This is a genomic window from Mesorhizobium sp. WSM4832, from assembly GCF_055811115.1.
Window position 1 is genome coordinate 45,453 of record NZ_JBVVQH010000005.1, and the last position, 23,449, is coordinate 68,901.

At 64.2% G+C, this 23,449-nt stretch carries 21 protein-coding genes; 10 read left to right on the top strand and 11 right to left on the bottom strand.

Going from position 1 to position 23,449, the window contains the following annotated elements; all coding sequences use genetic code 11:
- Nucleotides 1–20 precede the first annotated feature (20 nt).
- The 4 genes from AC0L2L_RS08855 to AC0L2L_RS08870 all read right to left on the bottom strand — a co-directional run bounded on the left by AC0L2L_RS08855 (nt 21) and on the right by AC0L2L_RS08870 (nt 3,941).
- Nucleotides 21–821 (bottom strand): ABC transporter permease, encoded by an 801-nt coding sequence (locus AC0L2L_RS08855; protein ID WP_473577610.1) that lies wholly within the window; start codon nt 819–821, stop codon nt 21–23.
- Entirely contained in the window at nt 818–1,741 is a 924-nt protein-coding gene (locus AC0L2L_RS08860) for an ABC transporter permease (RefSeq protein ID WP_473577612.1), read from the bottom strand. The genes AC0L2L_RS08855 and AC0L2L_RS08860 overlap by 4 nt, the downstream gene beginning before the upstream one ends.
- Nucleotides 1,738–2,820 carry an ABC transporter ATP-binding protein gene (locus AC0L2L_RS08865; protein ID WP_473577977.1) on the bottom strand — a complete coding sequence of 361 codons (1,083 nt, stop codon included), beginning with the start codon at nt 2,818–2,820 and terminating at the stop codon, nt 1,738–1,740. The genes AC0L2L_RS08860 and AC0L2L_RS08865 overlap by 4 nt, the downstream gene beginning before the upstream one ends.
- 80 nt (nt 2,821–2,900) lie before the next feature.
- On the bottom strand, nt 2,901–3,941 hold the full coding sequence (locus AC0L2L_RS08870) for an ABC transporter substrate-binding protein (protein ID WP_473577613.1): 1,041 nt from the start codon (nt 3,939–3,941) through the stop codon (nt 2,901–2,903).
- A 232-nt stretch (nt 3,942–4,173) separates the two neighbouring features.
- Here AC0L2L_RS08870 and AC0L2L_RS08875 point away from each other — a divergent pair, with 232 nt between their 5' ends.
- On the top strand, nt 4,174–4,875 hold the full coding sequence (locus tag AC0L2L_RS08875; RefSeq protein ID WP_473577614.1) for a GntR family transcriptional regulator: 702 nt from the start codon (nt 4,174–4,176) through the stop codon (nt 4,873–4,875).
- A gap of 19 nt (nt 4,876–4,894) precedes the next feature.
- On the opposite strand, the gene AC0L2L_RS08880 is transcribed toward AC0L2L_RS08875, so the two are convergent.
- From AC0L2L_RS08880 to AC0L2L_RS08905, 6 genes are all read right to left on the bottom strand, one after another.
- The gene (locus AC0L2L_RS08880; protein ID WP_473577616.1) at nt 4,895–6,061 is read right to left on the bottom strand and encodes an ABC transporter ATP-binding protein; all 1,167 of its coding nucleotides are present in this window, start codon (nt 6,059–6,061) and stop codon (nt 4,895–4,897) included.
- Nucleotides 6,051–6,659: a cupin domain-containing protein gene (locus AC0L2L_RS08885; RefSeq protein ID WP_473577617.1), complete on the bottom strand. Its 609-nt coding sequence runs from the start codon at nt 6,657–6,659 to the stop codon at nt 6,051–6,053. The genes AC0L2L_RS08880 and AC0L2L_RS08885 overlap by 11 nt, the downstream gene beginning before the upstream one ends.
- Before the next feature lie 258 nt (nt 6,660–6,917).
- Complete coding sequence (locus tag AC0L2L_RS08890; protein ID WP_473577619.1) at nt 6,918–7,988, bottom strand: ABC transporter substrate-binding protein; 1,071 nt, start codon at nt 7,986–7,988, stop codon at nt 6,918–6,920.
- A 28-nt stretch (nt 7,989–8,016) separates the two neighbouring features.
- Complete coding sequence (locus tag AC0L2L_RS08895) at nt 8,017–8,838, bottom strand: ABC transporter permease (protein ID WP_473577620.1); 822 nt, start codon at nt 8,836–8,838, stop codon at nt 8,017–8,019.
- Complete coding sequence (locus AC0L2L_RS08900; protein WP_473577621.1) at nt 8,835–9,722, bottom strand: ABC transporter permease; 888 nt, start codon at nt 9,720–9,722, stop codon at nt 8,835–8,837. The genes AC0L2L_RS08895 and AC0L2L_RS08900 overlap by 4 nt, the downstream gene beginning before the upstream one ends.
- Nucleotides 9,723–9,815: 93 nt before the next feature.
- On the bottom strand, nt 9,816–11,099 hold the full coding sequence (locus tag AC0L2L_RS08905; RefSeq protein ID WP_473577622.1) for an NAD(P)/FAD-dependent oxidoreductase: 1,284 nt from the start codon (nt 11,097–11,099) through the stop codon (nt 9,816–9,818).
- Between the two features lie 197 nt (nt 11,100–11,296).
- Between AC0L2L_RS08905 and AC0L2L_RS08910 the strand changes: the two genes are divergently transcribed.
- From AC0L2L_RS08910 to AC0L2L_RS08930, 5 genes are all read left to right on the top strand, one after another.
- On the top strand, nt 11,297–12,454 hold the full coding sequence (locus tag AC0L2L_RS08910) for a fumarylacetoacetate hydrolase family protein (RefSeq protein ID WP_473577623.1): 1,158 nt from the start codon (nt 11,297–11,299) through the stop codon (nt 12,452–12,454).
- A gap of 308 nt (nt 12,455–12,762) precedes the next feature.
- Complete coding sequence (locus AC0L2L_RS08915; protein WP_473577624.1) at nt 12,763–13,695, top strand: sugar ABC transporter substrate-binding protein; 933 nt, start codon at nt 12,763–12,765, stop codon at nt 13,693–13,695.
- Between the two features lie 103 nt (nt 13,696–13,798).
- On the top strand, nt 13,799–14,785 hold the full coding sequence (locus AC0L2L_RS08920; RefSeq protein ID WP_473577625.1) for an ABC transporter permease: 987 nt from the start codon (nt 13,799–13,801) through the stop codon (nt 14,783–14,785).
- A 4-nt stretch (nt 14,786–14,789) separates the two neighbouring features.
- Nucleotides 14,790–15,584 carry an ATP-binding cassette domain-containing protein gene (locus AC0L2L_RS08925; protein WP_473577626.1) on the top strand — a complete coding sequence of 265 codons (795 nt, stop codon included), beginning with the start codon at nt 14,790–14,792 and terminating at the stop codon, nt 15,582–15,584.
- Between the two features lie 59 nt (nt 15,585–15,643).
- Entirely contained in the window at nt 15,644–16,666 is a 1,023-nt protein-coding gene (locus tag AC0L2L_RS08930; protein WP_473577627.1) for a LacI family DNA-binding transcriptional regulator, read from the top strand.
- 405 nt (nt 16,667–17,071) lie between these two features.
- Here AC0L2L_RS08930 and AC0L2L_RS08935 read toward each other — a convergent pair whose 3' ends face one another.
- On the bottom strand, nt 17,072–17,653 hold the full coding sequence (locus AC0L2L_RS08935; protein ID WP_473577628.1) for a TetR/AcrR family transcriptional regulator: 582 nt from the start codon (nt 17,651–17,653) through the stop codon (nt 17,072–17,074).
- Between the two features lie 248 nt (nt 17,654–17,901).
- On the opposite strand from AC0L2L_RS08935, the gene AC0L2L_RS08940 reads away from it, so the two are divergent.
- The 4 genes from AC0L2L_RS08940 (at nt 17,902) to AC0L2L_RS08955 (ending at nt 23,432) form a co-directional block, all read left to right on the top strand.
- Nucleotides 17,902–18,141 (top strand): hypothetical protein, encoded by a 240-nt coding sequence (locus AC0L2L_RS08940; protein WP_473577629.1) that lies wholly within the window; start codon nt 17,902–17,904, stop codon nt 18,139–18,141.
- The gene (locus AC0L2L_RS08945; RefSeq protein ID WP_473577630.1) at nt 18,135–21,335 is read left to right on the top strand and encodes an efflux RND transporter permease subunit; all 3,201 of its coding nucleotides are present in this window, start codon (nt 18,135–18,137) and stop codon (nt 21,333–21,335) included. Before AC0L2L_RS08940 ends, AC0L2L_RS08945 begins: the two co-directional genes overlap by 7 nt.
- A 14-nt stretch (nt 21,336–21,349) precedes the next feature.
- A complete protein-coding gene (locus AC0L2L_RS08950) occupies nt 21,350–22,498 on the top strand; it encodes an efflux RND transporter periplasmic adaptor subunit (protein WP_473577631.1) in 1,149 nt (382 codons plus the stop codon).
- Nucleotides 22,499–22,742: 244 nt separating this feature from the next.
- Complete coding sequence (locus AC0L2L_RS08955) at nt 22,743–23,432, top strand: GntR family transcriptional regulator (RefSeq protein WP_473577632.1); 690 nt, start codon at nt 22,743–22,745, stop codon at nt 23,430–23,432.
- Nucleotides 23,433–23,449 lie beyond the last annotated feature (17 nt).

Here is a 23,449-nt window from a genome sequence, read left to right on the forward strand (position 1 = left end):
GGTTGTCGGTATCCCTGTGTTCAACGTCCGCGGCCGAAAAGCTGGGCGGCGGACAACAAGACGATCGATAGCACGATCAGGCAAGTCGAAATGGCGGCGATCGTCGGATCGATCTGGTCGCGCAGCGCATTGAACATGCGGCGCGTCAAGGTCGTGGTCTCGCCGCCGGAGATGAACAGCGACACCACCACCTCGTCGAAGGACGTGATGAAGGCAAACAGCGCACCCGAGACGATCGAGAAGCGTATCTGCGGCATCGTCACCTGGAAGAAGGCGGAGAAGCGGCCGGCGCCGAGGCTGCGCGCGACCTTCTCCTGGTTCATGTCATAAGACCGCAAGCCCGAAAGCACGGTCAACACGACCAGCGGCAGCGCCTGCACGGTGTGGGCGATGACGAGGCCGGTCAGCGTGTTGTTGAGGCCGATGCGGGCATAGAGGAAAAAGGTGCCGATGCCGATCAGGATGACCGGGATGATCAGCGAGGCGGTGAGCAGCGCATTGATGGCGCCGGTCAGCCGCAGCGTGCGGGCGTTGATGGCGTAGGCGGCGGCGGTGCCGAGCAGCGTTGCCACGATCGCCGTCATCACCGCCACCTTGACCGACACGATGGTGGCGTCGCGCCATTCGACCGAGCCGAAATAGCTTTCATACCAGCGCAGCGACCATTCCTGCGGCGGGAACTGCAGGAGTGTCGAGCCGGAGAAGGACATGATGACGATGATCACCGACGGGGCGATCAGGAACAGCATGACGAGCCCGCCGAGCGCATAGAGCCAGAGGCGTTGCCGATGCGAGATGGGCAGGCTGTTTTCCATGCTCATCGCTGGCTCCAGACCCCGGTGGCGCGAGCGCCCAGCAGCCGCTGGAAGATCCCAAGCAGGGCCAGCGTCACGGCAAGCAGCACGACGCCGAGCGCCGCGCCCGCGCCCCAGTTGGAATAGAGGCTGGTGGTCTGCTCCATGCGCATGGCCCACATAATCACCTTGCCGCCGCCCATCAGCGCCGGGGTGACGAAGAAGCCGAGGCAAAGCACGAAGACGATGACCACGCCCGAGGCAAGGCCGGGCAGCGACAGCGGAAAGAAGACCTGCCGGAAGGTTGCCGCCGGGCTGGCGCCGAGATTCATGCCGGCGCGCAGGCAATCGACATCGATCGTCTTCATCGAGGCGTAGAGCGGCAGCACCAGGAACGGCAGCATGATGTGGGTCATGCCGATGACGACGCCGGCAAAATTGTTGGCGAGCGGCAGCGGCTGGCCGATGACGCCGAGATCGATCAGCCAGCTGTTGACCAGGCCCTTGCGCTGCAGGATGACCAACCAGGCATAGGTGCGCACCAGCACCGAGGTCCAGAACGGCAGGATGACGAAGATCAGGCAGATCGAGGCCGCGCGGCGTGGCAGTTGCGACAGCATATAGGCCAGAGGATAGCCGAACAGCACGCAGGCGCCGGTGACGACGAAGGCCACCTTGAAGGTGGTGGCGAAGGTCTTGATGTAGGACGCCTGCTCGAAGAAGCGCGCATAATTGGCCGCGCTGAGCTGACCGGTTTCGTCAAACAGCGAGAGCCAGAACAGCCAGCCGATCGGCACGATGATGACGGCGAAGACCAGAAGCAGCCCCGGCGACAAAAGTGCCAGCAGGCCACGCGATTCCCGCCGCGCGTCGGCGCGCAAAGCATCGGCGTTGAGGCCGCGATCGGGCCCGCGGGCAGGATCAATGCTTGCGAACCCGATGCTCATTGATCGGCCACCAGAACGACATCTTGTGCATCGATGCCGAGCGTTATCGGCTCGCCTGGCGCCGGCAATTTCGCCAGCACTTCGGGGCGGCAATAGTCGCGCAAAGTCACCTGCCGCCCATCCTTGAGCGTCGCGTAGCAGACGAAGCTGTCGCCCTGGTAGATGACGTCGCCGACAATTGCCGGCAGCGCGTTGACGTCGCCCGCCTGCTCCGCGCCGTCAATCAGGCGCAGCTTTTCCGGCCGCACCACCATCAAGTGCCGGCCGGCGGACGGTGCCGGGTCCTTCATGCGCAGCTTGCTTCCCTCATGCCAGACGCCGCCATTGCGGCACTCGACAGGAATGAAGCTGGACTCGCCGATGAAACCGGCAACGAACTTCGTCTTCGGCCTGGCGTAGAGCGCCTCGGGCTGATCGATCTGCTCGATGCGCCCGGCATTCATGACGGCAACGCGGTCCGACATGGTGATCGCCTCGCGCTGGTCGTGCGTGACATAGACCGTCGTCATGCCGAGCCGGCGATGCAGGTTGCGCAGCTCGATCTGCATGTGCTCGCGCAGGTTCTTGTCGAGCGCCGACAGCGGCTCGTCCATCAACACGATGCGCGGCTCGAAGACGATGGCGCGGGCCAAGGCAACTCGCTGGCGCTGGCCGCCGGAGAGCTGGTCGACACGGCGCTCGCCGAGGCCTTTCAACTGCACCAGGTCCAGCGCCCTCTCGACGCGTTCAGCTGTTTCAGCGGCTGATACCCGCCGTTGCTTCAGCGGAAAGGCGATGTTGTGGAAGACGTTCATATGCGGGAACAGCGCATAGTTCTGGAACACCATGCCGATGTTGCGCTTGTGCGGCGGCATGGTGATGATCTCCTCGCCGCCGACCTTGATGGAGCCGGCATTGGCCCGCACGAAACCGGCGAGGATCATCAGCAGCGTCGTCTTTCCCGAGCCGGACGGTCCGAGCAGCGTCAGGAATTCGCCCGCGGCGACGTCGAGGCCGAGATCGTGCAGGACCGACACGCCGCCGAAGCGCTTCTCGATACCGCTGATGCCGATGGGAAGCGCGGACTGCGCGAGAGACAAGAGCATCTCCTTCAACTCCGGATCATTTTTCGCGAGACGATGCGGAGCAGTGCCTCATCGGCACCGCTCCTATGCGATCGCTATTGCTGGATCAGGTTGTTGAACTTCTCGGTCGCCTCGACGAGGGTGTCGCGCCAGAATGCTGGATCCTGCAGCACCTGCTTCTTGACGTTCTCGGGCGCGGAGTTGATGTCCTTGATACGGTCCTGCGGGATCTTGCCGGTCTCGAAGGCCTTTTCGTTGGCCGGGCCGTTGTCGACATAGAGCGGCAGGTTGGCCTGAAGGTCGGGGCTGACGAACTTGGCCAGCGCCTTCATGGCGACGTCCTTGTTCTTCGAACCCTTCGGAATGACCATGCAGTCGGCGGTCAGCACGCCCTGGTCGAAGGAGAAGCTCACGGGCGCGCCTTCCTTCCTCAGCGTGCCGGCGCGGCCGTTCCAGATGCTCGCCATGTCGACCTCGCCGTCCTTGACGAGTTGCATGGCCTGCGCGCCCGAGGTCCACCAGGCATCGATATGGCCACGGACCTTGTCGACGGATTGCAGCGCGCCGTCGATGTCGACCGGATAGACCTTGTCGATCGGAATGCCCTTGGCCAAAGCCGCGACGCTCAGCGTTTCCGTCGCCTGACTACCGGAGAGGGCGCGGCGGCCGGGGAATTTTTCGACGTCCCAGAAATCGGCCCAGGTCTTCGGGCCTTTGTCGCCGAAGACATCGGTACGGTAGATCAGGACGACGGAGGTATAGGAGATGCCGACCCAGTCGTCATGCACGAGCTTCGGATTGATGCCGCTCTTGTCGATGACGTTGTAGTCGAGCTTCTCGAACAGGCCTTCCTTGGAGCCCCGCGCGCATTCGTCGGCGCCGAGCTCGGTGATGTCCCATTTGACGGCGTTGCCGCTGACCTGCAGGCGCACGTCGTCGAGGCCGTTGGTGGTGTCCTGCTTGATGGTGATGCCGAGATCCTTGGCCGTCGGATCGAAGAAGGCCTTGGTCTGCGCCTCCTGATAGGTGCCGCCCCACGAGGCGACAGTGATGGTGTCGGCGGCCGACGCCGGAACGGCGACCGAGGCCAGCAGCCCGGCAGCGGCCAAGCCTTGAATACAAAGTCTCTTCGTCATTTTCGCTTCTCCAACCGGTGTTCCCGTTATCGTTGATTTGGTATGCGAATTTGTATACAATTTGGAGTGTAATTTTTCGGAAGCCGATGTCAACATGGGACTTGCGTTTTTCGGCGGCGATGAAAAGAGCACGGCGTCGAGGGTTTGTTCCTATCGAAGCGGCCCTGTTTCAAGCAGGCGCTAAAAGGCACTAGACTGACGAATCCATGACTGACCGTTGGAGGCGGGACGCTTGAGCAAGGAAAGAAAGAACACGCTGCGCGACTCTGTTTTCGAGTCGCTGAAGGCGTTGATCATCACCGGGCAGATCCCGCCCGGCGGCCGCGTGACGGAAAATGAGATCGCCGAGCGTCTGAGGGTCAGCCGCACGCCGGTCCGCGAAGCCTTCAACCGGCTGGAGCGCGACGGCCTGGTGATCGGCCGTCCGCGCCAAGGCTATATCGTCGCCGAATTCAACCTGACCATGTTCCGCGAGGCCTTCGACATCCGCGAATTGCTCGACGGACGCGCGACCGAGCTGGCGGCCGCCAACGCGACCGCCGCCGACAAGGCGAAGCTGCGCGAGATGCTGGCCGAATGTGAGCGGCTGGCGGCGATCCCTGACCGCAGCACCAGGGAGAAGTTCGAGGAGTTGCAGGTCGGCATCGACCTGCACCGGATGATCGCCGAAATCAGCGGCAACGAGATGCTGCACGGCATGCTCTGCGGCATCCTCGACAAATGCCAGCAATATGTCTGGACCGAGCTTCTGTGGCTGGATGAATGGAAGCTCACCCGCGAGGAGCATACCGGCATCGTCGATGCGATCTGTGCCGGCGACGTCGCTCTGGCCGGCCAGCGCGCCCGCGCGCATGTGCGCGGCTCGCGCGAGAACATCCTGCGCCTGCTGCAGGCCAAATCCGACTATCAGGGATTTTTCGCCAAGGCGTCGTAGAGCCAGGCTCTCTGTCGCGTCAGCTCGCGAGCACAGGGCAGTTGGCGCCACGCCGCAGGCTGACATGCGCCACGTCGCCGACGCTGAATTGGAAGCCGTCCGCACGGCGCGGGGCGTCGATGACGATCGAGGTCCCCCGCCCGAGCTCGGCGTGAAGGCGTAGCGTTCGGCCATGGAAGACGATGCCGCTCACCCGCGCCGGCGCCGTGCCGTCGGCGGCTTCGGTGACAACGAGCAGATCCTCCGGACGCACGCCGATGGTGCGCATGTCGCCCGCGGCCGGCATCTCGCCGGTGTCGGAGACAGCCTCCAACGGCAGCTCGCCGGCGGCGAAGCGCAGGCGCTCGCCGTCGCGGCCGAGGAAGCGCGACTGCAACAGGTTCATCGTGCCGATGAAGCTGGCAACGAACTTGGTGGCGGGCCGATCGTAGAGCATGGCCGGCGGCGCGATCTGCTCGATACGGCCCTTGTTCATGACGACGATGCGATCGGAGATCGACAGCGCTTCGGTCTGGTCGTGGGTGACCATGACGAAGGTGGTGCCGAGACTTGATTGCAGCCGCTTCAGCTCGACCTGCATCTGCTCGCGCAGATGCGCGTCGAGCGCCGAAAGCGGCTCATCGAGAAGAAGCACGCGCGGCTCGCAGACGATGGCGCGGGCTAAAGCGACGCGCTGGCGCTGGCCGCCGGAGAGTTCCAGGATGCGGGCGCCGATCTTGTCGGCGAGCCCGACCATCTCAAGCGCCTCGCCGACACGCTTGGCCTGCTCGGTGCCGGACAGCTTTCGCAACGACAGGCCGAAGCCGACATTCTCGGCGACGTCCATATGCGGGAACAGCGCATAATCCTGGAAGACGGTGTTGACCGGCCGGTCGAAGGGCCTCAGGCCCGTGATGTCGCGGCCCTCGAGCAGGACGTTGCCGCCGGTCGGGCTCTCGAAGCCGGCGATGACGCGCAGGCTCGTCGTCTTGCCGCAACCGGAAGGCCCGAGCAAAGTGAGGAATTCGCCGGGAGCGATATCGAGATCGACGGCATCAAGGCCGACCACGCCGCCGGGAAAAACCTTCGAGACTTTCTGCAGCCGAACCAATGGTTCCCGCAATTCCGGACGGAAGGCTACGGCGAAGCTGCCGAGCCCAACCGCGTCGCTCTTTTCCTGGAATTGCTCTGAGGCGTCAGGCGCCATCGCGCACCTCGGACGGTTTTGTCGTGTTGACCCAGAGGATCTGGCAGCGCTCGGCGCCGGGGTTGCGGAAGGCATGCAGCAGTGTGCTCTTGAAGGCAAAACTGTCGCCGGCCTTCAGCACATAGGTGGTGGCGTCCACCACCAGCTCGACTTCCCCGGTTATCACCAAGCCGAATTCGTGGCCGGCATGGGCGTAGGCTTCCGCCGTGCCGCCGCCGGCCTCGACCGTTACCAGCATCCCGGTGAGCGTCGCCCCAGGCGGCGACAACAGCGCCTTGGCGATGCCCTCGGATTTGACCGGGATCGCGCGCCGCTTGTCGGCGCGCACGCAATAGAGGTCGTTGACCGCCTCGTTGCCATCGGCGATCAGCGCCGAAGGTTCGATGTCCAACGCCGCCGCCAGCGGCCAGATCACCTTGACGCGCAGCGAGGACATGCCGCGCTCGATCTGGCTGAGCGCGCCGATCGAGATGCCGGCCTTGGCGGCAAGCTCGGCCAATGAGAGCTTGCGCTCGAGCCGCAGCGCTCGCACGCGGCGGCCGACGCGGACGTCGGCCTCGTCCTTCGGTTTTTCGGCGGCTTCATCAAGTATGTCCATGCAATGGTCCTCGTTGTCTTCCCTTCTCCCCTTGTGGGAGAAGGTGGATCGGCGCGAAGCGCCGAGACGGATGAGGGGTGTTCCAGCGGAGTGAGACGTCAGCTTTCCCTGGAACACCCCTCATCCGGCCGCTGCGCGGCCACCGCCCGGCCTTTCGCAGGCTCAGGGCGTTCGAAGCTCGAAAAGCCAAGCAATTGGCTTTTCGTCCGCTAACGCGGACCGCTTCTCACCCCACAAGGGGAGAAGGCAAGATCAGCCTCACCCGCCTGCCTTCACCTTCTCGAACATCTTGGCCATATCGTCGTTCTGCTTCATCGGCCCGGTGAAGATGGTGCTCTTCAGCATCACGTCCGGATCCGCCGGCAGCTGCAGCTTGTCCAGTTCTTCCTTCGACACGTCGGCGAAGGCGGTACCGAGCGAGCTGCCATAGCCGTAAGACTGGATCAGGAACTTGCCCGAATCGGCATCGAGCCGGCTGTTGATGAAGTCATAGGCGAGATCGACGTTCTTGGCGTCCTTGAGCATGACGAAGCCGCAGGCCCAGGTCAGCATGCCTTCCTTCGGCTTCATGAACTCGACCGGCACGCCCTGCTTCTTGAGCGAGGTGGCGGACGCGTTCCAGGTCATGGCGGCGACCAGCTGGCCGCTTGCCAGCGCCTGCTCGACAGAGGTCATGTCGGTGGTGTAGCTCGACAGCAGCGGCCGCTGCTCGCGCAGTTTTTCGGCTACCTTGTCCATCTGCTCCGCAGTCATGTCGAACGGATTGACGCCTGCCAGAAGCGCCGCGACGATCGGCGTGTCGTGCACGGCGTCGATGGTCGCCATGCGGCCGGCATATTGCTTGTCCCACAGGAGGTTCCAGCTTGCCTCAGGGTTCTTCACCAGATCGGTGCGGTAGAGGATCGAGGTGTTGCCCCAGTCCCACGGCACCATCCACACCTTGCCGTCGCCGGCCTGGAGGTCGGGCAGGTTCTTGAACACCGGGAAGATCGAATCCCAGTTCTTGATACGCTTGGTGTCGATCGGCTGCAGCAGGCCTTCCTTGTTCCAGCGCGCCAGCTTGTCGTAGCAGGGATGCGCGATATCGGGACGGAAGCCGGCCTTGACCTTGGTGAAGGCATCGTCGTCATCGCCGAAGATCGTCGCCTCGACACCGTCGGGATGGGCGGTGAGGAAACTCTTGTTGAAGTCGGGCAATTCGTAGCCGGACCAGGTGAAGTATTGCAGCTTGTCGGCGGCCAGAGCGACGGTCGACGACAGCGCCAAAGCGAGCGCGGCAAGGCCGGCACGGGCCTTGTGTCCGGTGATCGATTTCAGGTGGAATGTCATTTTCGTTCTCCTCTTTCTTTGTTGTGGTTCAGGCTGGATTGCGGCGCGCGGCGCCGAGGCCGCGATGGCGCAGGATTTCGGCGCAGGCAGCGATGATGAAGGACACGGTCAGGATCACGGTTCCCAGCGCCATCACCGTCGGCAGCGAGCGCGGGAAGCGAAGCTGGCTCCAGATGTAGAGCGGCAGCGTCGGCTCGGTGCCGGCGAGGAAGAAGACGACGATGAACTCGTCGAAGGAAATCAGGAAGGAGAGCATGAAGGCCGACAGCACGGCCGGAAGGCTGAGCGGCAGCATGACGCGCCGGAACGTCGTCCAGTCGGAAGCGCCGAGATCGAGCGCCGCCTCGCGAATGGTTTTTGGAATAGCCGCGAGGCGGCTGCGCATCACCACGACCGTCGTCGGCAGCGCGACGAGGATATGGCCGAGCACGATGGAAACGCGCGACGGGCCGAGGCCGATGAGGTTGACCAGGATCAACAGCGAAATGCCGACGATGACCCCGGGGATCAGGATCGGCAGGCGGGCGATGGCGCTGATCGTGGCCGCCAGTGGCGAGCGGCCGTAAAGGTCCATGTAGGAAACGGTGATGCCGCAGAGCGTCGCGCCGGAGGCTGCGATGGCGCCGATGACGAGGCTGTTGGCCAAGGCGCCGGACAGCGCCGGATTGCCGTAGAGCGTGCGGTACCATTCGAGCGTGAAACCCTGCAGCGGAAACGCCGCCTGGATCGAGTCGTTGAAGGAAAACAGCGGAATGAGCAGCACCGGCAGATAGAGGAAGACGAGATAGCCAAGCACATAGAGGCCGAGCCAGCGGCCGCCTGCATTGGCATCGATACGGACGCTGCTCATGTGCGGCTGCCAAATCTGCGATCGGCGCCGCGCGCGACCAGGACGACGCACAGGATGACCAGCATGACGCAGACCGAAAGCGCGGCGCCGAACGGCCAGTCATTGGCCTTGCCGAACTGCGACTGGATCAGCGTGCCGATCATGGTGCTGGCCGGACCGCCGACCATGGCCGGCGTGACATAGTCGCCGACCGTCGGCACGAACACGACCAGCGCGGCTGCCAGCACGCCCGGCATGGAATTGGGCAGCACGACGCGGCGGAAGCTGGTGAAGGGCCGCGCCCCGAGATCGGACGCGGCTTCGAGCAGCGATTTCGGGATCGTGTCCAGCGCCACATAGATCGGCAGGATGGCGAAAGGCGCGTAGGCGTGGGCCAGCGTGACGACCACCGCGGCCGGCGTGTTGAGGAAGGCAAGTGTCGGCTCCGACCAGAGGCCGGTCTCGATGAAGGCCGAGTTCAACACGCCGTTGTAGGCAAGCACGATCTTCCAGGCGAAGACGCGCAGCAGATAGCTGGTCCAGAACGGCAGCGTGACCAGGAAGAGCAGCAGGTTGCGTCGGCGGCCGGCATGGAAGGCGAGATAGTAGGCGACGGGATAGGCGGTGACGACGGTGGCGAGCGTGACCAGGCCGGCAATGACCAGTGAGCGCAGCGTGACCGTCCAATAGAGCGGGTCGGTAGCGACCGTGACGAAATTCTCCGCCGTCAGCCCGACGCCAAGCAGCGAGTTGTCATTGCCCCGGAAGGCGAGGAACACCACCAGGCCAAGCGCAAACAGGATCAGGAAGAAGGTGACCAGCCCGCCCGGCAGCAGCATGGCGAAGCGGAACACCGGCGAGATGCGGTTTTCCGGCAATGGCCGTGTTGCAATGATGGTCGACATCTGGCTGTCCACCGATTTTTGAAATCGGCTAATGCTTTTTCATATTCATGAAACTGTCAAGCTGAATCGCTTGTGCGCTGCACGCGTTCGGCGTCAGCGCTCGAATGCGTCGAGCATCCGGTACCAGGCGATGGTCGCGGCGACGCCGACCTGGCGGAAAGCGTGGAACGGGATCGGCTTGATCGGCGACAGCGGGAACGGCAATTGCCTGGCATCACCGCTTGCGAGGTAGCTCGCCATGCGCTTGCCCAGCGCGCTCATCAGGCCGACACCCCTGCCCTGGCAGCCGACGACGGCGAGCAGCCCTTTTTCCGGCTCATGCAGATGCGGCAGGTGGTCCGGCGTCAGCGCCACGCGGCCGAACCAGCGCTTTTCGACGGCGAAGCCGGCAAGCGCCGGATAGAGGCGAATGAGCGCGCGTTCGAGATGCGCCCAGTCGGAAGCACTCGAAGGCAGCGCCATGCGGCCGCGCCCGCCCAGCACCATCCGGCCGTCGGGACTCCGGCGGTAGTAAACCAGGATGCGACGCGAATCGGAAACCGCTTGCCCGCCGGGCAGGATGCTCGCGGCAAGGTCAGCCGGCAGGGGCGCGGTGGCGATCTGGAAGGAATGCAGCGGCACGATGGTCTGCGCGAGACCGGGCAGCAGGCCGTCCGTATAGGCATTGGTGGCGAGCACGACCGACTTGGCGCGCAACTCGGTGCCGCCTTGGGTCGAAACCCGCCAGACGCCAGCCTCCTTGCTAAGCTTCACCACTCTTTGCCGCTCGGCGATCCCGGCGCCGGCGGCCGAGGCGACGCGGGCGAGTTCAAGCGTGTAGGACAGCGGATCGATGACCCCGGCGCGGCGGTCGAGCCAGCCTCCGAGATAGCCCCTGGCGCCGGTCATCGCCGCGATGCCGGCCCGGTCGAGCAGCTCGACATTGGCGCCGCGCGAGCGCCATTGCCGGTCGCGGCTCGCCGCCGCGGTCAAAGCGGTCTCGGTGTGCGCGGCCTGGATCCAGCCATTGCGCGTGAACGGCACGGCCAGCTTCTCGTCGCGGATCACATCGAATACCGCGTCCGCCGTCGAGGCGGCGAACTCGACCAGCGCTTCGCCGCGTTCCTTGCCGAAGTGCCTGAGCAGCCATTCAGGGTCGTATTTGAGGCCGGGGATGACCTGGCCGCCATTCAAGCCGGAAGCGCCCTGCCCTATCGCGCCGGCGTCAAGCACCTGAACCGAAAGGCCCGCGCGCGCCGCATGCAGCGCCGTCGACAATCCCATGATGCCGCCGCCAATGATGACGGCGTCGAGTGTGCCGCGGGCCGAGAGCTCGGATTGGAAGACCGGGGCTGCTTTGGGCTTTTGCCAGATCGGATCGGAAAAGGCTGCGGTCAAAGATCACCTGAGCGCTGGAGCGTCGTGAAAATTCTATTGTCGATTTCATGGATTTGAAAGAGCACATCGATGGGCCAGTTCGGCTGTGACTGTGTGACAGCACAGGCATGGTCATAAATGTTGCGTCTGGCGGGATAGACCTTTCCGCGAAATCGGGGAAAAGTGCCGCGCGCGAAAAATCGAGAGGAAGCATCGCCATGACCGATCCGACCCGCCTGCCCGCCGAGGGCCTTTTCGTCGGCCGCGCCAGAACCAGCGAAGCCTCCCATCCGCTGGTGGTCACGGTGCGCGATGGTCAGGTCATCGACATCACCTCGAGCGCGGCGCCCACGGTGCGCGACGTCTGCGAGTTGAAGGATCCGGCCGGCTATCTGCGTTCGGCCAAGGGCAAGCCGATCGGCGCGCTCGCCGACATCGCGGCGAACAGTTTCGAGGCCAAGCGCGATCCGAAGAAGCCGGTCCTGCTGTCGCCCGTCGACCTGCAGGCGGTGAAGGCCTCCGGCGTCACCTTCGTGGTCAGCCTGCTGGAGCGCGTCATCGAGGAGCAGGCGCGTGGCTCGGCGGAAAAGGCCGACGCCATCCGCGCCGACATTGCCGGGCTGATCGGCCATGACCTGTCGAAGCTCAAGCCCGGCTCGCCGGAAGCGATGGAGATCAAAGCCAAGCTGATCCAGCGCGGGGCATGGTCGCAATATCTGGAAGTGGGCATCGGCCCGGACGCCGAGATCTTCACCAAATGCCAGCCGATGGCCTCGGTCGGCTTTGGCGCCGATGTCGGGCTGCATCCCGTCTCCACCTGGAACAATCCGGAACCAGAGATCGCCATGATCGCCGACAGCTCGGGCCGCATCGTCGGCGCGACGCTCGGCAACGACGTCAATCTGCGCGATGTCGAGGGACGTTCGGCGCTGCTGCTGGGCAAGGCCAAGGACAACAATGCTTCTGCTTCGCTCGGTCCGTTCATCCGTCTGTTCGACGAGACCTTTTCAATCGCCGACGTGAAGCGCGCCACGGTGCGGCTCAGCGTCGAGGGCGAGGATGGGTTCTCGCTGGAGGGCGCGAGCTCGATGGCGGAAATCAGCCGCTCGCCGGAAGAGCTGGTCAAGGCGGCGATGGGGCCGCACCACCAGTATCCTGACGGGCTGGCGCTCTATCTCGGCACCATGTTCGTGCCTTCGAAGGATCGTGGTGAGAAGGGCAAGGGCTTTACCCACAAGGTCGGCGACATCGTCACCATCTCGTCGGAAAAGCTCGGCGCACTCACCAACCGCGTGCGGCTGTCGCCGGATTGTCCGCACTGGACCTACGGCGCCAGTCACCTCATGCGCGACCTGGCCAAGGCGGATTTGATCTAGCGGGAAAAACGCAGCGATACAGAACGAGCGCGCTGGCGTTCCTTGGCACCGCCCCTCTGTCCCGCACATCTCGCAAACGCCTCGCCGAGGATAAACAACTCGCTTGCGAATATATCACGCAACTGATGCAATCTGATGGGATTGCTGATGGCGCGCGCGCCTGTGCCGACATCCATTGGCGATGGAGGCTTGCCACCGCCCGAAAAAGAGAATGCTCTAGACGTTCCGGTCAGCGCTGGCAGGAGATGCGGTCCACGGCCGCGTCGCGCTTGATCCAGGAGGAGAGTTTCAACATGGGAGGAAATCGAATGCTTTCGCGGCTAAGACTACTCGTGCTTGGCTTGATCGCGGCCATCGCCATTCCGGCTATGGCCGAGGCCAAGACGTTCTACTGGATTTCGCATGGCGGCCCGGCCGATCCGGTCTGGACCTACTTCCTGGCCGGCGCCAAGCAATGGGCGGCCGACACAGGCAGCAAGGTCAACACCTCGTTCCACAATGGCGATGTCGCGTCGCAGCAGGAGGCCGTTCGCGCCGCCATTTCGGCCAAGGCCGACGGCATCGTCACCACCAGCCCCGATCCGGGCAGCCTCGTCGAGATCGTCAAGGAAGCGCGCGCGGCCAACATTCCGATCATCAACTTCAACACGCCCGACCCGAAGGCCGACTTCAACGCCTATGTCGGCGGCGACAACGTCACCTTCGGCAAGCATTGGGCGCAGTACCTGGTCGACAAGGGTCTGGTGAAGAAGGGCGACTTCGTCTGGATGCCGGTCGAGATCCCCGGCGCCACCTACGGCGTGCAGGAAGAGGAAGGCATCAAGAGCGTGTTCGAGCCGGCCGGCATCACCTATGAGGTGACCGAGGCGACGCTCGATCAGGCCGAGGCGATCAACCGCATGGTCGACTACCTCACCGCGCACAAGGGCAAGGTGAAGGCGATCATCGGCCTCGGCGACCTCGTCACCGGCTCGATCAAGCGGGTGTTCGACCAGGCTGGCGTCAAGCCGGGCGAAATCCCGGTCGTCGGCTGGGGCAATTCGCTCGACACCACGCAGGAAGTGCTGAACGGCTACGTCAATGCCGGCCAGTGGCAGGATCCGCAGGCGACCAGCTATATCGCGCTGTCGATGGCCAACATGGCCGCCAGCGGCATCCCTCCGGGCTTCAACGTCATCACCGGCGCGCTCTACGAGAAGGACACCGCCGGCGTCTACGACAAGATCCTGTCCGGCAAGTAATCCCTGAACTCAAACGGTCGCGGCCTCACCGGTCGCGACCGCCTTTTTCCTGTCCCGCCGCGCCTGCCTTCACAGGCAGGCCGGCCCTCATGTCGCGGGTTCAATGGAAAACCGTTCCCTCATCCAACGCCTGATCGCGCGAGCGGAATTCGGTCCGCTGGTGCTGCTCATTGTCGAGCTGGCTGTCTTCTGGGGCATCAATCCCGATTTCCTGTCGCCGCAGAACATCTCCAACATCCTGGCCTTCACCGTCGAGCTCGGCCTGATCGCGCTGGCGATGACGCTGCTGATGACATCGGGCGAATTCGACCTGTCGGTCGGCTCGCTGTTCGGCTTCTCGCCGGTGCTGATGTGGACGCTCTACAACAGCGGCGCCACTTCGCTGGAATTAGGCCTGCTGATCGCGCTGGTGGTTGCCGGCTTCATCGGGCTGGTCAATGGCTGGTTCGTCACGCAGCTCAAGATCCCGTCCTTCCTGGTGACGCTCGGCATGCTGCTGGTCGTGCGCGGCACGGCGTTGTTCGTCACCGACGGCTTTCCGCAGCGGACCTGGAGCGCCGAGGGCAGCTGGCTGGCGAATATCCTGGTCGGCGACTTCTATGTCGGCCCGTTCCGCATCTACGCCTCGCTGTTCTGGTTCATCGGTGCTGCGATCGCGCTTGGCTATGTGCTGACGCAGAGCCGCACCGGCAACTGGATTCAGGCGGCGGGCGGCAATCCGAATGCGGCGCGTGCGCGCGGCGTCAACGTCAGCCGCGTCAAGGTCGGCCTGTTCATCCTGTCGGCGGTGATGGCGTCGCTCGCCGGCGTGATCTCGTCGCTGCGCACATCCGCAGCCAACCCCAACAGCGGCACCGGCTACGAGCTGGAGGTCATCGCCATGGTGGTGATCGGCGGCACGGCGCTGACCGGCGGGCGCGGCACCATCATCGGCACGGTGCTCGGCATCCTGATCCTGCGCGTCATGCGCAACGGCATCGTGCTGATCGGCGTGCCGGGGCTCGCCTACAACATCTTCATCGGCGCGATCATCCTCGGCATGATGGCGCTGCATTCATGGCTCGAACGCCGGCACCAGGCAGGGACGTGAAACCATGGCCGAACCGCTGATCCGCATGGAAAATATCCGCAAGTCCTACGGGCGCGTGCAGGCGCTGGTGGACGCCAACTTCCATGTCAACGAAAAGGAGATCGTCGGCCTGCTCGGCGACAACGGCGCCGGCAAGTCGACGCTGATCAAGGTGCTGTCGGGCGCCGTGCCGCTGACCAGCGGCGACATCTACATCCGCGGCGAGAAGGTCACGCTGCGCAGCACCAGCGATGCTATCGCCCAGGGTATCGAAACGATCTACCAGGATTCGGCGCTGGTGACGCAGCTGTCGATCGCGCGCAACCTGTTCCTCGGGCGCGAGCCGATCAAGTCGCCGCGCTTCCTCAACCGCATGGACCAGGAGGCGATGAACACGGTGGCGCGCGACCTGCTCAGACAAGTCGGCATTACCAAGAACATCCCGCCGACGACGCCGATCGGCTCACTGTCGGGCGGCGAACGGCAAGCGGTGGCGATCGCGCGCGCCATGCATTTCGACAGCGACCTCATCATCCTCGACGAGCCGACCAACAATCTCGGCGTCGCCGAAACGCAAGGCGTGCTGAGCTTTGTGCGCAGCGCCCGCGATTCCGGCCATTCCTGCATCTTCATCGCACACAACATCCATCACGTCTTCCAGGTGGTCGACCGTATCGTGGTGATGCGCCGCGGCAAGGTGGTGGCCGACGACATCGATCCGAAAAAGACCACCGTCGCCGAGGTCGAGCGTGTCATCACCGGCATGTCGGACAAGGAAATCCGTGACGCGATCGCCGACGGCCGGCAGCAGCACGGCTGATTTGGCCTGACGTTGATTTGGCCTGACAGGGGCCCGCATCCCATCCTATGACTGGACCCATGAAAGCCACCGTAGCCGACATCGCCAGGAGCTGCGGCCTGTCGACCGCGACCGTCGACCGGGTGCTCAACAACCGACCGGGCGCAAGCGCGGCCAACCGGCAGCGGGTGATGGAGGCGGCCAAGCAGCTCGGCTATTTGCCGACACTCGACCAGGTCGTGCTGCCGTCGAAGCCGGCGCATCTCGAATTCTTCCTGCCGATCGGATCCAACGCCTTCATGGCCGATCTCGCCCATCACATCGAGGACTATGCCCAGCGCCTGCCCTTGGTCGCTTCCTGCCGCATCCACAACCTTGCCGGCATTTCGCCGGGCGCGCTGCAGGGCGCGGTGGAGAATCTGTCGCTCAAGGCCAATGGCGTCGGCGTCATCGCCGTCGACCACCCGCGCACGCGCAACATCCTGCGCGAGCTGGTCGATGCCGGGATAAGGCTGGTCACGCTGATCTCGGACGTGCCCGCGGCACCCCGCTCGGCCTATGTCGGCATCGACAACCGCGTGGCGGGCCGTACGGCGGCACTGTTGATGGGCCGCTTCCTCGGCGGCCGCACCGGACATCTGGCGATGGTGGTCGGCTCGCGTTCCTATCGCGGCCACGAGGAGCGCGAGATGGGTTTTCGTTCGGTGCTCAGCGAAGAGTTTCCCAACCTCACCGTCTCAAGTGCCGTCGAAAGCAACGACGACCCGGACGCCAGCTACAGGGCCACCGTCAAGGCGCTGCACAACGAACCGGACCTGCTCGGCATCTATTGCGTCGGCGCGGGACGCTCCGGTGTGGCCAAGGCATTGCTCGAGGTCAGGCCGCTCAGGAAGCCCGTCTTCATCTGCCATGACCTGACCAAGGAAACGCGCCGCTACCTCGTCGACGATCTCGCCGACGTCGTCATCGACCAGAATGCGCGGCTGATCGCCGAGCAGTCGGTGATCCGTCTGCTCGGCTCCATCGCCTCGTCGGCGCCTTATCTGACGAAGAAATTCATCGAGCCGCGGCTGATCTTCAAGGAAAACGTGCCGGTGCAGTGACGCGCGGGCGGCTGCTTCGCGGATTTGTCTGACGATTGATCCCGCGATTCTGCACAGCAGCTATGCACGTTTCGCAATTGCCGAATCGTTAGGCAACCCGTATTTCTCTGGGTGTCGGCCGTCTCCTCCTCCCAGATGTGATGCCGACGCTGAGTACGGTACACCTCCTCCCGTGCCGTATTCGAAATCGAGCCCGCTGCCACCTCCTCCCGGCAGCGGGCTTTTTCTTTGCCTGCTTGGATGCGGCGCCAGCCCCTCACCCGGATTGCCAAGTCGAATTGCAACAGCAATTCGGGCAATCCGACCTCTCCCCATGGGGAGAGGGGATCACTGGCGCCGGATTTCTCTCTTCTCCCCTCGGGGAGAAGGTGGCCGCGAAGCGGCCGAATGAGGGGGAGCCGCGCCCTAGCGCGCCCGGAAAGAGGCGATCAGGCTTTCGGCCATGCGCACGAACTGCGCGCTCGGGCCTTCCGCGCCGACGCTCTGCATGGAGACACGCGCGCCTTCGAGCAGCAGCGACAGCGTGTCGGCGAGCAGTTCCGCCTGACCGATGCCGGCGTCGTGGCAAAGCGCAACCAGCTTCTCGCGCTGAGCTTCCTTCAATTCCTTGATGACGCGCCTGGCCGGATGATCGGTCTCGGTGAGCTCGACGGCGGCATTGGCCATGTCGCAACCGCGGCTGTCGGCGCTGAGCAGTTCCGAGGCCTTGCGGACCCAAGTATGCAGCTGAGCGAGCTTGTCACCGGGATGCTGGGCTTCGAACTCGTCCCACATCCTTGAAGCCTTCGCCGCCGTGGCGCGCAGGCATTCGACGACCAGTTCGTCCTTGGACTCGAAATGACGGTAAAGCGTCATCTTGTTGGTGCCGGCGGCCTCGGTGATGGCGTCGACGCCTACACCCTTGATGCCGTGCTTATGGAACATGTCCTGCGCCGTCTCCAGGATACGGTCCCGCGGGCGGGAACGCTCCGCAACGCCGTCAGTCATCATGCTCTCCTTTCGTCGTTTCCAAAAAAACCCGGGCCACCTCTTGACTAGGGTGTTACCGGTCTGTAACTTCCAGAATGTTACTTACTGGTAACACCTATATCATTCCCCGTCAACGACAAGGCCCACCGATGGCCCTGCCAGAATGAGATAGGACAAAAACCTGCCTGTCATGCGGCTTCGGCCGGTGAATTCGAAAAAGCAGCCCGTGATCAACCGATGCGGGCCGCAAGCAAGGAGCTGCTCCTATGCAAAAGCGCAAAGACCTGACCATCGACGAAGCCATCCGGGATCCGATGATCCGGCTGGTGATGAAGGCGGACGGGGTCGATCCCAAGGCCTTGGAACGGATGCTGCGTTCGCGCGCGGCCGACCAGGCGCCGGACGACGAGATCCCGCTTACCTTCCTGGAGGACCCCGGCTCCGGCCGGGCCCGGCGCATGCGCCACTTGGCAAGACCGTTCGGCGAGGCATCCGCGTCATGGTAAATTTCTTCATCCACCGCCCGATCTTCGCGTCGGCGATCGCCATCATCATGGTGCTCGCCGGCGCTATCGCCTATTTCCTGCTGCCGGTCTCGCAATTCCCCGACATCACGCCCCCGCAGGTCGTGGTCAGCGCCCATTATCCGGGCGCCAGCGCGCAGGTCGTGGCCGATACGGTCACCACGCCGCTCGAGCAGCAGATCAACGGCGTGCAAGGCATGACCTACATGTCGTCGACGAGCTCGAATGACGGCTCCTCGACCATCACCATCACTTTCGATGTCGGCTATCCGCTGAGCACGGCGGCCGTCGACGTGCAGAATCGCGTCTCGCAAGCGGCATCCTCCCTGCCGGCTATCGTCAACCAGGGCGGCGTGACGATCAAGAAGCAGAATCCCAATTTCGTGCTGATCGTCGACCTCACCTCGCCGGACGGCTCGGTCGATCCGGTGGCGCTGAGCAACCTCGCCTATCTGCAGGTGGTCGATCCGCTGAAGCGCCTGCCCGGCGTCGGCGATGTGCAGATCTTCGGCGAGCGCCGCTATTCGATGCGCGTCTGGCTCGACCCGGACAAGCTGGCCAATCTCGGCATCACCGCCGTCGATGTCCAGAACGCCATCGCCGAACAGAACGTTCAGGTGGCGGCGGGCAAGATCGGCCAGTCGCCGGCGCCTGCCGGCACCGCCTTCGAAATGCAGGTCAACGCCGTCGGCCGCCTGAGCGACCCGAAGGAGTTCGGCGACATCGTCGTGCGTGCGAACTCGCAGAACGGCTCGCTGGTCAGGCTGCGCGACGTCGCCCGCATCGAGCTTGGCGCGCTGCAATATTCCTCGTCCGCCTTCTTCGGCAAGGACCCAACCGTGGTGCTGGCCGTCTACCAGATGCCCGGCTCCAACGCGCTCGACCTGCAGCAGCGGGTCAAGGACAAGATGCAGGAACTGTCGCAGCGCTTCCCGAAGGGCGTCAGTTACGCCATGCATTACGACACGACGCGCTTCGTGTCGGCCTCGATGCATGACGTGCTGATCACGCTCGGCGAAGCGCTGGTGCTGGTCGTGGCGGTGGTCTTCATCTTCCTGCAGAGCTGGCGCACGACCATCATCCCGACCATCGCCATCCCCGTGTCGCTCGTCGCGACGCTGGCGGTGATGTACATGCTGGGCTTCTCGCTCAACATGCTGTCGCTGCTAGGCATGGTGCTGGCGATCGGCCTTGTCGTCGACGATGCGATCGTCGTCGTCGAGAATGTCGAGCGACAACTGGAGGCCGGCCTCAAGCCGCTTGCCGCGACGCGCGCGGCGATGGCTGAAGTGACCGGGCCGATCATCGCCACCACCGCGGTGCTGATGGCGGTGTTCGTTCCCGTCGCTTTCATCCCGGGCGTCTCCGGCCGGCTCTACAACCAGTTCGCGTTGACCGTCGCGATCTCCGTCGGCATTTCCGCCTTCAATTCGCTGACGCTCTCCCCCGCGCTGAGCGCCGCCTTCCTGCGCCATCGCGGCGAGACCCAGTTCATCTTGTTCCGCTGGTTCAACGCCGGCTTCGACTGGCTGTCGCATGCCTACGCGCATGGCGTGCGCATCCTGATCAAGCTGCGCTGGGCGATGCTCGGCCTGTTCGCGGCCGGCCTCGTCGCCACCTATTTCGTCTGGCAGAAGCTGCCCTCGACATTCCTCCCCGTGGAGGACCAGGGCTATTTCTTCGTCGTCATCCAGTTGCCGGACGGCGCTTCGCTGGAGCGCACGGACGCGGTGGCGCAGAGGGCGCGCGACATCCTGCAAAACACGCCCGGCGTCGACATCGTCGGCTCGATCAGCGGTCTCAATTTCCTGACCAGCGCCGCGCAGTCGAATTCGGCGGTCGAGTTCGCCATCCTGAAACCCTGGGACGAACGCGGCCCCGAGCAGAGCGCGTCGAAACTGGTCGAGCAGGTGCGCGGCAAGCTGATGCAGATGCCGGACGCGTTCGCGCTCTCCTTCGATCCGCCATCGATCCCGGGCATCGGCACCACCGGCGGTTTCGAATTCCAGGTGGAGGATCTGTCAGGGCGCGGAAGCGCTGCGCTGAACGACGTCACCCAGGCGCTGATCGCCGAGGCGCGCAAGCAGCCCGAGCTCAATCCGCAGCAGCTGTTCTCGTCCTTCTCGACGTCGACGCCGCAGTTCAACTACGACCTCGACCGCAGCAAGGCGAAGCTGCTCGGGCTCAACCTGCCTGATGTCTTCAACACGCTGCAGATCTATCTCGGCTCGCTCTACGTCAACGACTTCAACCTGTTCGGCCGCACTTTCCGCGTGACGATCCAGGCCGACAAGGACGCGCGCGCCGACGCGACCGACATCTCCAGGCTCTATGTGCGCAACGCGTCGGGCGGCATGGTGCCGCTGAGCACGCTGGGCAAGCTGGTGCCGATCGTCGGCCCCGAGACCGTGCCGCATTACAACAACAATGCCTCGGCCCTGATCAATGGCGGCGCTGCTCCCGGCTTCTCGTCCGGACAGGCGGTGGCGGCCATGGAGCGGGCGGCGGCGAACGTGCTGCCGCGCGACTTTGGCTACGAATGGACCGGCATCACCTATCAGGAGCTCAAGGCCGGATCGATCGCCTCGGTCGTGTTCGGGCTGGCGATCGTCTTCGTCTTCCTGATCCTGGCGGCGCAGTATGAAAGCTGGGCGATGCCCTTCATGGTGCTGCTCGCCGTGCCGCTCGCGTTGTTCGGCGCCTTCGTGGTGCTTCTGCTGCGAGGCATGCAGATCGACGTCTACTCGCAGATCGGCTTCGTCATGCTGATCGGCCTGGCGGCGAAGAACGCGATCCTGATCGTCGAGTTCGCAAGACGCCGGCGCGAGGAAGGCCTGACCATCGTCGAGGCGTCGATGGAAGCGGCGCGTCTGAGGCTGCGGCCGATCCTGATGACGGCCTTCGCCTTCATCCTCGGCGTGCTGCCGCTGATGTTCGCGACCGGCGCAGGTGCGGCCAGCCGGCAGTCGATCGGCACCACCGTCTTCGGCGGCATGGTGGCGGCGACCATCCTGTCGCTGGTCTTCGTGCCTGTCTTCTACGCGGTGATCGAGCAGCTGCGCGAGCGCCGTGGCGGGAAAGAAACAGCCAAGGGGCATCATGACGCCCCTCAGCCAGATGAAATTGAACCGACCGCCGAGCCGGCGCTTCAGCCGCTCGCCCAGGCGGCCGAATAGGATTGGAGACCAACATGCGTAGATGGAAAATCGCTTTGGGAACGGCCATTGCGCTCGGCGCAATCTCGGTGGCAAGCGTGCATTTGCTCGACATGGGCAACGTCAGCGGAGGCACGGCGGGTGCCGCGCCCGCGCCGGCGGCCTTCGTCATGCCGGTGCCGGTGGTGAACGTCGTCAAGAAGACGCTGCCGATCTATCTCGACTATGCCGCGCGGGTGGAGTCGATCCGCAGCATCACGCTGCAGGCCCGCGTGCCGGGCTATTTGCAGGAGCAGACCGCGGCCGACGGCAGCAACGTCAAACAGGGCGACCTGCTCTACCGGATCGCGCCGGAGGACTACCAGGCCGCGCTCGACCAGGCGAAGGCGCAGGTGCAGCGCGACGCCGCAACGCTCGATTATGCAAAGTCCAATCTCGGCCGCGGCACCGACCTTGCCAAGGCAGGCTACCTCGACAAGGACAGCTTCGACCAGCGCACCAGCAATCTGCGGACGGCCCAGGCGGCCCTTGCCGTCGACCAGGCGGCGGTGCGGACGGCCGAGCTCAATCTCGGTTATGCCGAGATCAAGGCGCCGTTCCCCGGCCGCATCGGCCGCAACCAGGCCTCGGTCGGCACGCTGGTCAGCGTCGCCGGCACGGTGCTCAACACCTTGGTGCAGCTCGACCCGATCTACGTGACCTTCAATCCGAGCGAGACCGACCTCGTGCAGATCGAGCAGGCCAAGGCCGCGGGCCCGATCGCCGTCGACGTGCTCCTGCCCGGCGAGACCCAGCCCAGCCAGAAAGGCCAGCTCACCTTCATCGACAACACGATCGACCATTCGACCGGCACAATCACGGCGCGCGCCACGATCGGCAACGCCAAGTTCACGCTGCTGCCCGGCCAGTATGTGCGCGTGCGGCTGCATGTGAAGGAGCAGCCCAACACGCTGATGGTGCCGCAGGTGGCGCTGGGTTCCAGCCAGCTCGGCAAGTACCTCTACGTGCTGGGCAAGGGCAACACCGTCGACCAGAAGCTGGTCTCGCTCGGCCCGACCGACGGCGACCTGATTTCCGTGACCTCCGGCATCTCCGAGAACGACCAGGTGATCACGGGCAATTTGCAGAAGATCGGACCCGGAATGCCGGTTTCTCCCTTGCCGCAACCGAAACCGGCCAGCTGATAACCCCCATCAGTTTCCGGTCCGACGGCGCCCTCGACACCCACGTCGAGGGCGCCGTTTTGTTGTCCAGGCTCAGGCAATTCCGGGCGAAGGTCGATCCGCGTTTTTCTGATGCATGTTGCCCCCATAGTTGGGACCCCTGAAGGCTCTGCTGTCTATCCAAAATGGGTTCGCGAGAAATCGGCTCTTGTTAGATTGTCGACAATCTGCTTGTCTTGCAGAAATTCCTCCCGGGACTCGACCTATGGCAAAGCTGGATTTCAGTCCGATCGCGGATACGACGCGCAGGGCGGAGATCGTCGCCCTGCTCAGGCGAGCCATACTGACCGGACAGCTGGAGCCGGGCCAAAAGCTCAACGAGCTCAGGATTTCCGAGCAGATGCGCGTGAGCCGCGCGCCGTTGCGCGAGGCCATGCGCGAGCTGGTGCAGGAAGGCATCCTGACCAGCATTCCCTATGCCGGAACCTTCGTCATCGAGGTCACCGCCAAGGACATCATCGACGCCTATTCCCTCAACAAGGTGCTCGACGAATTCGCCATCGAGCAGACCTGGCCGCAGCGCGACCCGCGTTTCTTCGACGAGCTGGATCGCCGCCACGAGGCGGTGAAGCAGGCGACACGGGCAATGGACACCACTCGCCAGATCGAGACGGCGCTGCAATTGCATGGGCTGATCTACGAATGGGCCGACAATTCGGTGCTGCTCGAGACCTGGCAGCGGCTGACCAGCCGGCTGCAGATGTATTTCGCCCTGCATCAGCGGGCGCGTAACGAACCGGTTCCGGCCGAAGACGTGCACGAGACCTATGTCGCCCTGATGAAGGGCTCGGACATGGGCGCCGCCCAGCGCCATGCGCGCGAGCATATCGACCTCGATTTCGAAGAGCTTCTCGCCTATGCGCGCAGCCTCGAAAAGCGCACGTCGAAGAACTGACACAAGCGGACGACGGA

Excerpts from the sequence above, each read along its gene's own strand:
- AC0L2L_RS08855 (WP_473577610.1), bottom strand. The coding sequence starts at position 821 with ATGAGCATGGAAAACAGCCTGCCCATCTCGCATCGGCAACGCCTCTGG.
- AC0L2L_RS08890 (WP_473577619.1), bottom strand. The coding sequence starts at position 7,988 with ATGACATTCCACCTGAAATCGATCACCGGACACAAGGCCCGTGCCGGC.
- AC0L2L_RS08895 (WP_473577620.1), bottom strand. The coding sequence starts at position 8,838 with ATGAGCAGCGTCCGTATCGATGCCAATGCAGGCGGCCGCTGGCTCGGC.
- AC0L2L_RS08880 (WP_473577616.1), bottom strand. The coding sequence starts at position 6,061 with ATGGCGCCTGACGCCTCAGAGCAATTCCAGGAAAAGAGCGACGCGGTT.
- AC0L2L_RS08915 (WP_473577624.1), top strand. The coding sequence starts at position 12,763 with ATGCTTTCGCGGCTAAGACTACTCGTGCTTGGCTTGATCGCGGCCATC.
- AC0L2L_RS08950 (WP_473577631.1), top strand. The coding sequence starts at position 21,350 with ATGCGTAGATGGAAAATCGCTTTGGGAACGGCCATTGCGCTCGGCGCA.
- AC0L2L_RS08885 (WP_473577617.1), bottom strand. The coding sequence starts at position 6,659 with ATGGACATACTTGATGAAGCCGCCGAAAAACCGAAGGACGAGGCCGAC.
- AC0L2L_RS08935 (WP_473577628.1), bottom strand. The coding sequence starts at position 17,653 with ATGACTGACGGCGTTGCGGAGCGTTCCCGCCCGCGGGACCGTATCCTG.
- AC0L2L_RS08930 (WP_473577627.1), top strand. The coding sequence starts at position 15,644 with ATGAAAGCCACCGTAGCCGACATCGCCAGGAGCTGCGGCCTGTCGACC.
- AC0L2L_RS08860 (WP_473577612.1), bottom strand. The coding sequence starts at position 1,741 with ATGAGCATCGGGTTCGCAAGCATTGATCCTGCCCGCGGGCCCGATCGC.
- AC0L2L_RS08900 (WP_473577621.1), bottom strand. The coding sequence starts at position 9,722 with ATGTCGACCATCATTGCAACACGGCCATTGCCGGAAAACCGCATCTCG.
- AC0L2L_RS08940 (WP_473577629.1), top strand. The coding sequence starts at position 17,902 with ATGCAAAAGCGCAAAGACCTGACCATCGACGAAGCCATCCGGGATCCG.
- AC0L2L_RS08910 (WP_473577623.1), top strand. The coding sequence starts at position 11,297 with ATGACCGATCCGACCCGCCTGCCCGCCGAGGGCCTTTTCGTCGGCCGC.
- AC0L2L_RS08920 (WP_473577625.1), top strand. The coding sequence starts at position 13,799 with ATGGAAAACCGTTCCCTCATCCAACGCCTGATCGCGCGAGCGGAATTC.
- AC0L2L_RS08870 (WP_473577613.1), bottom strand. The coding sequence starts at position 3,941 with ATGACGAAGAGACTTTGTATTCAAGGCTTGGCCGCTGCCGGGCTGCTG.
- AC0L2L_RS08925 (WP_473577626.1), top strand. The coding sequence starts at position 14,790 with ATGGCCGAACCGCTGATCCGCATGGAAAATATCCGCAAGTCCTACGGG.
- AC0L2L_RS08955 (WP_473577632.1), top strand. The coding sequence starts at position 22,743 with ATGGCAAAGCTGGATTTCAGTCCGATCGCGGATACGACGCGCAGGGCG.
- AC0L2L_RS08945 (WP_473577630.1), top strand. The coding sequence starts at position 18,135 with ATGGTAAATTTCTTCATCCACCGCCCGATCTTCGCGTCGGCGATCGCC.